Annotated in this window: 10 protein-coding genes and 1 pseudogene; 4 read left to right on the plus strand and 7 right to left on the minus strand. The window is 66.6% G+C overall.

All coding sequences use genetic code 11. From position 1 onward, the window contains the following. Nucleotides 1–1,004, minus strand: a 1,004-nt coding sequence (locus EN745_RS22715) for an NAD(P)-binding domain-containing protein (protein ID WP_127422312.1), incomplete at its 3' end; no start/stop codon positions are given. Nucleotides 1,005–1,096: 92 nt separating this feature from the next. Next, nucleotides 1,097–1,654 (minus strand): OsmC family protein, encoded by a 558-nt coding sequence (locus EN745_RS22720; protein WP_126055179.1) that lies wholly within the window; start codon nt 1,652–1,654, stop codon nt 1,097–1,099. Between the two features lie 258 nt (nt 1,655–1,912). On the opposite strand from EN745_RS22720, the gene EN745_RS22725 reads away from it, so the two are divergent. The 3 genes from EN745_RS22725 to EN745_RS22735 all read left to right on the plus strand — a co-directional run bounded on the left by EN745_RS22725 (nt 1,913) and on the right by EN745_RS22735 (nt 5,361). Next, the gene (locus tag EN745_RS22725; RefSeq protein ID WP_126055178.1) at nt 1,913–3,235 is read left to right on the plus strand and encodes an aminotransferase class I/II-fold pyridoxal phosphate-dependent enzyme; all 1,323 of its coding nucleotides are present in this window, start codon (nt 1,913–1,915) and stop codon (nt 3,233–3,235) included. Between the two features lie 61 nt (nt 3,236–3,296). After that, nucleotides 3,297–4,406 (plus strand): branched-chain amino acid ABC transporter substrate-binding protein, encoded by a 1,110-nt coding sequence (locus EN745_RS22730; protein ID WP_127422316.1) that lies wholly within the window; start codon nt 3,297–3,299, stop codon nt 4,404–4,406. 55 nt (nt 4,407–4,461) lie between these two features. Next, nucleotides 4,462–5,361 carry a LysR family transcriptional regulator gene (locus EN745_RS22735; RefSeq protein ID WP_245487801.1) on the plus strand — a complete coding sequence of 300 codons (900 nt, stop codon included), beginning with the start codon at nt 4,462–4,464 and terminating at the stop codon, nt 5,359–5,361. On the opposite strand, the gene EN745_RS22740 is transcribed toward EN745_RS22735, so the two are convergent. Then, nucleotides 5,264–5,917, minus strand: coding sequence for a TetR/AcrR family transcriptional regulator (locus EN745_RS22740; protein ID WP_127399808.1), 654 nt, complete (start codon nt 5,915–5,917; stop codon nt 5,264–5,266). The two genes, EN745_RS22735 and EN745_RS22740, sit on opposite strands and share 98 nt — an antisense overlap. A gap of 84 nt (nt 5,918–6,001) precedes the next feature. On the opposite strand from EN745_RS22740, the gene EN745_RS22745 reads away from it, so the two are divergent. Further along, nucleotides 6,002–6,910 (plus strand): crotonase/enoyl-CoA hydratase family protein, encoded by a 909-nt coding sequence (locus tag EN745_RS22745; RefSeq protein ID WP_127422313.1) that lies wholly within the window; start codon nt 6,002–6,004, stop codon nt 6,908–6,910. On the opposite strand, the gene EN745_RS22750 is transcribed toward EN745_RS22745, so the two are convergent. The 4 genes and pseudogenes from EN745_RS22750 to EN745_RS22765 form a co-directional block, all read right to left on the minus strand. Beyond that, nucleotides 6,856–7,158, minus strand: coding sequence for a cupredoxin family copper-binding protein (locus EN745_RS22750; RefSeq protein ID WP_245487802.1), 303 nt, complete (start codon nt 7,156–7,158; stop codon nt 6,856–6,858). The genes EN745_RS22745 and EN745_RS22750 overlap by 55 nt on opposite strands. 8 nt (nt 7,159–7,166) lie before the next feature. Next, the gene (locus EN745_RS22755; protein WP_127422315.1) at nt 7,167–7,691 is read right to left on the minus strand and encodes a DUF4142 domain-containing protein; all 525 of its coding nucleotides are present in this window, start codon (nt 7,689–7,691) and stop codon (nt 7,167–7,169) included. 85 nt (nt 7,692–7,776) lie between these two features. Then, nucleotides 7,777–8,465: pseudogene (locus tag EN745_RS22760) on the minus strand (RNA polymerase sigma factor). Nucleotides 8,466–8,559: 94 nt separating this feature from the next. After that, nucleotides 8,560–9,370, minus strand: an 811-nt coding sequence (locus tag EN745_RS22765) for a CBS domain-containing protein (RefSeq protein WP_145992099.1), incomplete at its 5' end; no start/stop codon positions are given.

A 9,370-nucleotide genomic window follows, 5' to 3' on the forward strand; every position in this document is an offset into this window, starting at 1 on the left:
AGCCAGGAGTAGTCCGGCCGGTAGCCGGTGGCCCAGATGATCGTCCTGATCGCGCCGCTGGCGAGGTCCAGGCCGAGCGACGGGTTGTCCTCGACACGCGTCGGCGGCGGGCGATCCGGCGGTCCGACCGTCGCGTCCAGCCCGTTGTCGCGCGCCCATTCGTCAATGAGGTCGAGCAGCCGGGCCATCTTGAGATCGGAAAGCGCGCACATGTTGCGCAACGACCCGGCAAACTGCGCCTTGCCGTCTTCGGTGATGCCGGCGAGACGGCCGACGAGCCTGACGCCGCGGTCGAGCAGCGCGTTAAGGTCGAGGGTGGTGCGGTCGGGCGTGCCGGCAAGCTGCAGCGAAGGAACGCGTCGCGCCCGCCTGATGTCGTCGACCTCGTCGTAGCGCTCGTCGAGCACGCCGGCGGCGTCCATCCACCATTCCAGGTCCTTGCCGCGATAGACGCGGGGCGCCCTTATGTGCTCGCCCACCGACAGCGTCACCTGACGCCCCGAACGCTGCAGTTCCTGTGCGATCTGGGTGCCGCTCGACGAGGCGCCCACCACCATCACGCCGCCGTCGGCGACCTGGCCTGGGTTGCGGTAGGACTGCGCCGTCAGCATGGCGACCGACGGCGGCACGCGGGCGGCGAAATCGGGCAGGCGCGCGATGTTGCACGCGCCCGACGCCAGCACGACGGTCCGGCACCGCCACTCGCCGCGGTCCGTGCGCACCAGATATCCGGCATCGTCGGCGCGGACCGAGGTAACGGTCGTATGGGTCCTGACCGGCGCCGAGATCGCCCTGGCATAGTTGCCGAGGAAGTCGATCGCCTCAGGCAGCGTCCGGTAACCGTCGGGGTCGTCGCCGTCATAGCGGAAGCCGGGCAGCCGGCTCTGCCAGTTGGGAGTGAGCAGCCGCAGCGAATCCCATCGCTCGGTGCGCCAGCTATGGGCGATCTCACCGCGCTCGAGCAGCACATGGTCGATGGAGCGCTCCGCGAGGCAACGGCTCATCGCGAGCCCCGCGTGCCCTGCACCGACGATCACTGTGGTGACGGAACTAATCGCACCCTCTCATCGGGAGAGTCTACGGCTCGAAGCGCCTTTCAGTTCACCACGACCGTGACGTTCGTCGGATTGGTGACAATGTCATAGACGGCCGACCGCTTCTGCGACTGGGCGACGAGCGCCTCGATGTCCTCGCGCTTGGCGTCGGCGTCGATGTTGTACTTCACCGTGATGCCGCTGAAGCCGTTGCGGACGTCGGCGTCGATGCCGAGAATGCCGGCGAGATCCATGTCGCCCTCGATGGTCGCTTTCACCGACTTCAGCTGGATGTTCCGGTTCTGGGCAACCGCGGCGATGCCGGCGGTCAGGCAACTGGCCAGCCCGACCAGCACGTATTCGACAGGCGTGGCGCCCTGATCCAGGGAAGCGAACACCTCCGGATGGTCGGCGTCGAATGCGAAGGTGGTCTTGCGATGCTGGTCCTGGCCGAGACCGTAAAAACTCTCCACCGTCGAGTGGCTGTGGGTGCCATCCTTCCATTCGCAAGCCGCGCGCCACTTGAATTGCGCGGCCTCCGGGGCATTGGTAAGCGCTTCTTTTGCGGCGAGCAGCGCCTCTACATTGACGCCATTGTCGGCCTGTACTGCGGAAGCCATGATTATCCTCCCTACATTGCACTGGCTCAAAACCCGACCGTTTCACTGACCTCCTGATCAGCTTTGGTCGTGGGCGGGCATGGTATGGGCAGCTAGGCGTTTCGACAAGTTGTTTCCGGCGGGGCAGGGTCGCCCTTCGGAGCCCGTTTCAACTACCCCTAAAATACCTAAGCCTAGCCCCTAGAACTACTCGTTTGCGCCGGCATACCATCGCCGCCACCATCCGGATCGTTGGTGGTTGGCACGGTGGAGGCATTGATGACCGCTCTTGCTCGCAGGCCCTGGGTTCCCGCGCAGTGCGAGGATTTCGTCCAGCGGCTGGCCACGGAAACGAGCGGGCAGGGGAGCGACGTCGTGCTTGCGGCGATCGAGGCGGGCATCGCGCTCAACCGGCGCGTCCATGAGGCCGATTGCGTCAACCTCAATCCGGCGACCAACGTGATGAACCCCAGAGCCGAGGCGGCGCTTGCCTCGGGCCTCGGCTCTCGCCCGTCGCTCGGCTATCCCGGCGACAAATACGAGATGGGGTTGGAGGGCGTCGAGCGCATCGAGGTCATCGCGGCCGAGCTCGCCGCCGAGGTGTTCGGCGCCCGCTATGCCGAGATCCGCGTGCCTTCCGGCGCCATCGCCAATCTCTATGCCTTCATCGCCGCGGCGCGGCCGGGCGACAGCGTGATCGTGCCTTCGCCCGCCGTCGGCGGCCATGTCACGCATCACATGGCCGGCTGCGCCGGGCTCTATGGGCTCGACATCCATACCGCGCCTGTCGACGGCGATGGCTACACGGTCGATGTCGCCGGGCTGCGCGAACTCGCCCTTGAGGTGCGGCCGAAGATGATCACCATCGGCAGCAGCCTCAACCTTCTGCCGCATCCCATCCGCGAGATCCGGACGATCGCCGACGAGATCGGGGCGCTGGTGCTGTTCGACGCGGCGCATCTCTGCGGCATGATCGCCGGCCACGCCTGGCAGCAGCCGCTGGAGGAAGGCGCCCATCTCATGACGATGAGCACCTACAAGAGCCTCGGCGGCCCGCCCTCCGGCCTGATCGTCACCAACGACGCCGATATCGCCGAGAAGCTCGACCGGATCGCCTTTCCCGGCATGACGGCGAATTTCGATGCCGCGAAGTCGGCAGCGCTCGCCATCACACTGCTCGACTGGAAGGCGCATGGCCGCGCCTATGCCGCCGCCATGGCCGGCACGGCGAAGGCGCTGGCTCAGGCGCTTGCCGAGCGCGGCCTGCCGGTGTTCTCGACGGCCAAGGGCCACACCACCTCGCACCAGTTCGCGGTTCAGGCCGCCGAATTCGGCGGCGGGCAGGCGGCGGCGAAGAGGCTCAGGCGGGCCAACATCCTCACCTGCGGCATCGGCCTGCCGATCGCGGCGGTCGACGGCGACATGAACGGCCTGCGCTTCGGCACGCCGGAGATCGTGCGCTGGGGCATGACCGAGAAGGACATGCCCGAGCTTGCCGCGCTCATCGCCAGGGGGCTGCGCGGCAACGATGCGCCGGAAGCGATCGCCGCCGCTGTCAGTGAATTCCGGCGCCGGTTCACAAAACTGCATTTCGTGAACTGAGCACCTGAAAGCGCGGGCGAAGAGCCCGCTTTCTCAAAACACAAAGGGGAATGACATGCGCATGATTCTGCGATTGATGACTGCTGCCCTGATGACGGCCGCCGCCGTCGGTGTCGCCAGGGCCGATATCGTGCTCGGCGTCGCCGGTCCGATGTCGGGGCCGAATGCCGCCTATGGCGAACAGTACCGCGTCGGCGTCAAGGCGGCGGTCGAGCGCATCAACGCCAATGGCGGCGTGCTCGGGCAAAAACTCACCGTCTCGGTCGGCGACGATGTCTCCGATCCAAAGCAGGGCGTCTCGGTCGCCAACAAGTTCGTCGCCGATGGCGTGCATTATGTCGTCGGCCACTATAATTCCGGCGTCACCATTCCCGCCTCCGACATCTATGCCGAGAACGCCGTGCTGTTCGTGACGCCGACGGCCACCAACCCGATGGTGACCGAGCGCGGCCTGTGGGACGCTTTTCGCGCTTGTGGCCGTGACGACCAGCAAGGCGCCATCGCCGCCAAATTCGTGCTCGAGCGCTTCAAGGGCAAGAAGGTGGCGATCGTCGACGACAAGTCGACGGCGGGCAAGGGTCTCGCCGACGAGATGGCGCGCGCCTACAACGCCGGCGGCGGCAGGCCGGTGCTGCAAGAGGAAATCAACCCTGGCGAGAAGGACTACAGCCCACTCGTCGCCAGGATCAAGCAGTCGGGCGCCGAGCTTGTCTATTATGGCGGCCAGCACACCGAGGCCGGGCTGATCGTGCGCCAGATGCACGACCAGGGCGTCACCACCATCCTGATGGGCGGCGACGGCATCTCCAACAGCGAGTTCGGCGCCATCGGCGGCGAGGGGGCTTTGGGCACGCTGATGACGTCCTTTCCCGATCCGGCCACCTTCGCCGAGGCCAAGGATGCGGTCGCCGACCTGAAAGCCAGGAACGTACCGACCGAAGCGGTGACGCTATACGCCTATGCAGCCACGCAGATCCTTGCCGAGGCGATCGCCCGTGCCAAGGCCGACGATCCGAAGGCCGCATCCGACTATCTCCATTCGGGTGCAAGCATTTCGACAGTGCTCGGCACCATCTCCTATGACGCCAAGGGGGATATCAAGCAGCCGGGCTTCGTCGTATTTGAGTGGCAGAAGGTCGACGGCAAGCTGACCCCGGTGGCCCTCAAATAGACTATTCGCGCCGGCGGGGTAACGGCCGCCGGCGCTTCCTTGGGAAAAAGCCGGAATGGCCGTCAATCCGCCGCGTCCGCGCATGCCGCCGCTCAACGCGCTCCGCTCCTTCGAGGCGGCGGCTCGTTACGAAAGCTTCGCCAAGGCGGCGGACGAGCTAAGCGTCACGCCGGCGGCGGTGTCGCATCAGGTCAAGGCGCTGGAGGCCTGGCTCGGCGCGCCGCTGTTCGTGAGGCATGCGCAGGGGCTGCATCTCACCGACGCCGGCCGCGCCGCTCTGCCTGCCTTCTCCACCGCCTTCGACGCTATGGGGCTGGCCGTGCAGGAACTGCGCATCGCGGCGCCCCGGCCGCAGGTCAGCATCGCGGCGCTGCCTTCGATCGCGCAGCTGTGGCTGGCGCCGCGCCTGCCGGCGCTGCGCGCGGCATTGCCCACGCTGCGCCCCTCCATCCACGCGCTGGAGGAGCCGCCGGATTTCCGCCGCGAGCCTTTTGATCTCGCCATCTTCCTGACCAGGCAGGCACCGGTCGGCGGCCGCGCTTGCAAGTTCTCAGATGATGTCATCTTTCCGGTGTGCGCGCCGGCGCTGGCCCGGCAGTTGAAGACGCCGGCCGATCTCGCCGCGCAGCTTCTGTTGTGGGACACGACCTGGACCGGCGACTGGGCCCTGTGGTTCGAGGCCGCCGGCCTGAAGGGGCCGTCGATCGATTCCGGCTCCGAATTCTCGCTCTACAGCATGGCGCTGCAGGCGGCGGTCGACGGCGCCGGCGTGCTGATGGGCCATGAGGCGCTGGTGTCGCGCGCGCTTGCCGGCGGATCGCTGGTGGCGCCGTTCGAAAAGCGCGTGCCGACCGGCTTCAGCCTTTCGATCCTGGCGCCCGACCGATCACCCGCCCACGCCGCCGCGGCGATCGACTGGCTGCTGGCGGAGCCGCCGTCTCCATCCGCACCTTGACCAGCGTCGCCGCCGCGTGGCCGGCAGCGGCGATGTAGTCGGGATTGTGGTGGATCAGCATGCTGGAGAAGGCGCCGTCCATCAACAGAACGATCTCGCGCGCCAGCATGTTGGGCTCTCTGACCTTATGGCTTGAAAGCTCTCCGGCCAGCCATTTTTCGAAATTGGTCTTGTGGCGCGACCCGGATTTGACTGCAGGGTGTCCGGGCATCGCCGCGAGCTCGGCGGCCGTGCGCAGGTAGCCGCAGCCTCTCCACTTCGGGTGCTTTGCCACCCGCGCCAGATTGGTGAAGATCGCCGCGACCTTCCTGTCGACGCCGCCCTCGGCGGCTTCGAACCAGCCGGCCATCTGCTTGATGTTGGGCTGGTCGCGGCCATCGAGATAGGCGGCGATCAAATCGTCCTTGCTTCTGAAGTGGTAGTAGAGCGTGCGCTTCGTCAGCCCCGCCTTCTCGGCCACTGCGTCGACGCTGACGCGGCCGACCCCCTCGGCATAGAAGAGTTTCGTCGCCGCATCGACGAGGCGTTTGCGAGTTGGGCTGGTGGGTTCGCTCATGCCATCAAGTATACTGACTAGTGAATATACAGACAATCCGAAAACGGATCCCTTTCGCTCCGTTCCGTACCGGAGAGAAAGAACATGACCCAGTTGGTGCTTTGCGAAAGCCGCGATCGCGTCGCTGTGCTGACGCTCAATCGCCCGGAGAAACTCAACGCCTTGAATTACGCCCTGATCGATCGCCTGCTCGATATGCTCGACAGGATCGAGACCGACGATGCGGTTCGCGCCGTCATCCTCACGGGGGCGGGCGAGCGCGCCTTCTCTGCCGGCGCCGACATCCACGAATTCTCAGTCAGTGTCGCCGCAGGCGCTGATGTCGCGCTGCGCGACTTCGTCATGCGCGGCCAGCGGCTGACGGCGCGGCTCGAAGCGTTCCGCAAGCCGGTCATCGCCGCCGTCAACGGCATCGCCTTCGGTGGCGGCTGCGAGATCACCGAGGCGGTGCCGCTGGCCATCGCCAGCGACCGCGCCTTGTTCGCCAAGCTGGAGATCAACCTCGCCATGCCGCCGACCTTCGGCGGCACGCAGCGCCTGCCGCGGCTTGCCGGCCGCAAGCGGGCTCTGGAACTGCTTTTGACGGGCGAGGCCTTTTCGGCGGCGCGCGCGGTGGAACTCGGCCTCGTCAACAGGATCGTGCCGCAAGCCGAGCTGATGCCGGCAGCACACGATCTCGCGCGCCGCATCATCACGCATTCGCAGGCGGCGGTGGCCAGCATCCTCACCGCGGTGGCGCGCGGCATCAATCTCAGCATAGCCGAGGGCCTGCTGGTCGAGGCCGAGCAGTTCGCTCGCATAGTCCCGACCGCCGACCTGCGCGAGGGCCTCGACGCCTGGATCGAGCGCCGCAAGCCCGCCTATGACGGCTCATGGACGCACATCACCCGGCCAAGCGAGGCAAGGCGCGCCTCGCTGGCACTGGACCGCTTGGCGGATCAGGGCGAAACGGCGACACGGCCCTTCATGTTGGGATGGAAGCGGCAGAAATAGTCGACCGCCCCGGCTTCCGTGAGAGTCATCCTTCCCCTCGACTTCGGCGGGATCATCGCCTCCCAACCGCCCTTCACCGTGGCCGTGTGGGCCAACCCATCCTTGTTCACCCATTCGACCGTGTCGCCGACCTTGGCCTCGACGCTTGCTGGCGAAAAAACAAGCTTGTCGATCGTTACCGTGATCGTGGCTGCGGACGCCGGGCTGGCGGCGAACGCCAACTCCAGCGCAGCGAACAGTGGCCGCATCGGCGCCCTCATTTCAGCCTGCCGGCGACATGCTCGGCATGCTGCTGATGCCCCTGGAATATCTTCAGGCCGGTCTCCAGCAGGCTCTTCAGCTCGGCATTGCTGGCGGACGGAATGAGCACGGTTTCGAGCGCGCCGTTGACCTGGCTGTGATAGGCGACTTCGTTCTCGACATAGGCCTTGTCGAAGGCCGCACCGTCGAGCTTGGCGAGCTTGGCCCGTTCTTCCTCCGCCGCCTTGGTCAGCGCCTGGCTGGTGGCGTTGTCCTCCGGCGTGACGTTCAGTTTCTTCACCAGGTCGAGCGCCTGCTTGTTCACCGCCTCGTGGTCGCGCACCATGTCGTTGGCGAAATCCACCACCTCCTTGGTCTTCGATTTCTGGATTGCCAGTTTCGCCGCCTCGATGTCGATCGTGCCGGCCGTATAGGCGATGTGGGCGATCTGCGGATCGGTCGGCTTGTCGGCGGCGCGCGCCAGCGGCGCGGCGCAGAGCATGAGCATGGCGGCGAGGGCAACGGTCGGTCGGGCAAACATGGCATCTCCTTCGCCCGGCGGCGCCGGGCTCGCGTTGTTCAGTTGACGCTGATTGGATGCGGAAAGAGGCGAAACGTTCCAGGAATCAATCCTCGAAACCCAGCCTCTTCATCACCGCCTCGGTCAGCCTGTCGCAGCGCCGGCCGGCGAAGGGGAAGGCATCGAGCAGTACCGGGCCGATCTCGTCGTTTAGCGCCTTGCGCACCAGCGCACGCGCGCGGTGCAGCCGCGTCTTGACCGTTTCCGGCCTGAGGCCGAGCAGGTCGGCGGTCTCGTCCATGCTGAAGCCCTCGATGACGCGGGCTACGAACACGCTGCGGTAGACGTCGGGCAGGCTGTCGGTCGCCCGTTCGACCAGTGCGAGGATCTGCCGCTGCGCCATCGTCCGCTCCGGATCGTCGCTGGGTTTAGAGGGAAGCGGATGATTTGCGCCTCCGGGTTTTCGGGCAGCGCCACCATCCGTTTTCGCTTGCGCAGCCGACCGAGCGCCTCGTTGATGACGATGCGCGACAGCCAGGTCGAAAGCGAGGATCCGCCACGAAAAGTTGAAAGATTGGCGAAGGCCCGCACATAGGCCTCCTGCACGATGTCCTCGGCCTCGGCGTCGTTGCGCACAACGCCGCGCGCGATGCGGTAGAGACGCTGGTTGTTAGCCTTGATGATGGCGCGGCAGGCCTCCGCCTCGCGCGCCAAGGCGCGACGCACCAGCGCCATGTCGCCGGACAGGCTTTCCGCCCCTGCCGGCGCCGCTACGGGCGTTGCGAGCTTGTGCATTGCGAGCCGATCTCCCGAACAGATGCCTGATCGGGCATTGGATGCGCCTTGCCGGCAAAAGGTTCCCGGAATTCGGCGGTGTTCGGCGGCGATATTACGCCGCCGCCCGCGCCGTGTCTGCGCCGCGCACCCGCGCTGCCGCCGCCAGCAGGTCGGTCTGGGTGATCAGGCCGAGGATACGCCGCTCGGCATCGACGATCACCACCGCATGACTGCGCCCGTCGGTCAGCACTGGCAGCAGGCTCATCGCCGGCGTGTCGGGCGAGGCGGTGCCGACCTTCGACATCACGCCCTTCACCGTGTCGGTGGCTTTCGTCAGCTCGCGCAGGCCGACGGCGCCCACCAGCCTGGCTTCGGCGTCGACCACCGGCAAGGTACGGATATTGTGGTCGAGCAGTTGCTGGCGCGCCGCGTCGGCTGTGGCGTCTTCGGGCACAGAGATCACGTCGCGGGACATGATGTCTGAGCAAAGCAGCGTCCGGTGCGAGCGCACCATGGCCTGCAGTTCGACCTGGCGCAGCAGCCGTTCGAGGTCGTCGCGGTCGATGTCGAAGGTCTCGTCGAGCGTGGCCAGCGCCGCGTCGATATCCTCGGGCCGGAAGCCGACGCGCTCCTGTGGCGGCGGATCGGCGGTGCCGTGGCTGTTGGCGGCGGGCGCGACGACATGCGGATAGTTGCGCCGCGCCAGCCGGTGGAAGAGGAAGCCGAGCGTGACCAGAATGGTCGAATTCAGCGCCACCGGCACGAAGGGGAACAAAAAGCCGGCGCTGACCACCGCCGGGCCGCCAAGCACGGCGGTGAGCGCGGCGGCGCCGCCCGGCGGATGCAGGCAGCGGGTGAACGACATGGCGGCAATGGCGAGCGCCACCGCAAGGCCGGACGCGATCACCGGGTCGTGCACGAAG

This window comes from Mesorhizobium sp. M4A.F.Ca.ET.022.05.2.1 (assembly GCF_003998845.1).
Taxonomy (GTDB): domain Bacteria; phylum Pseudomonadota; class Alphaproteobacteria; order Rhizobiales; family Rhizobiaceae; genus Mesorhizobium.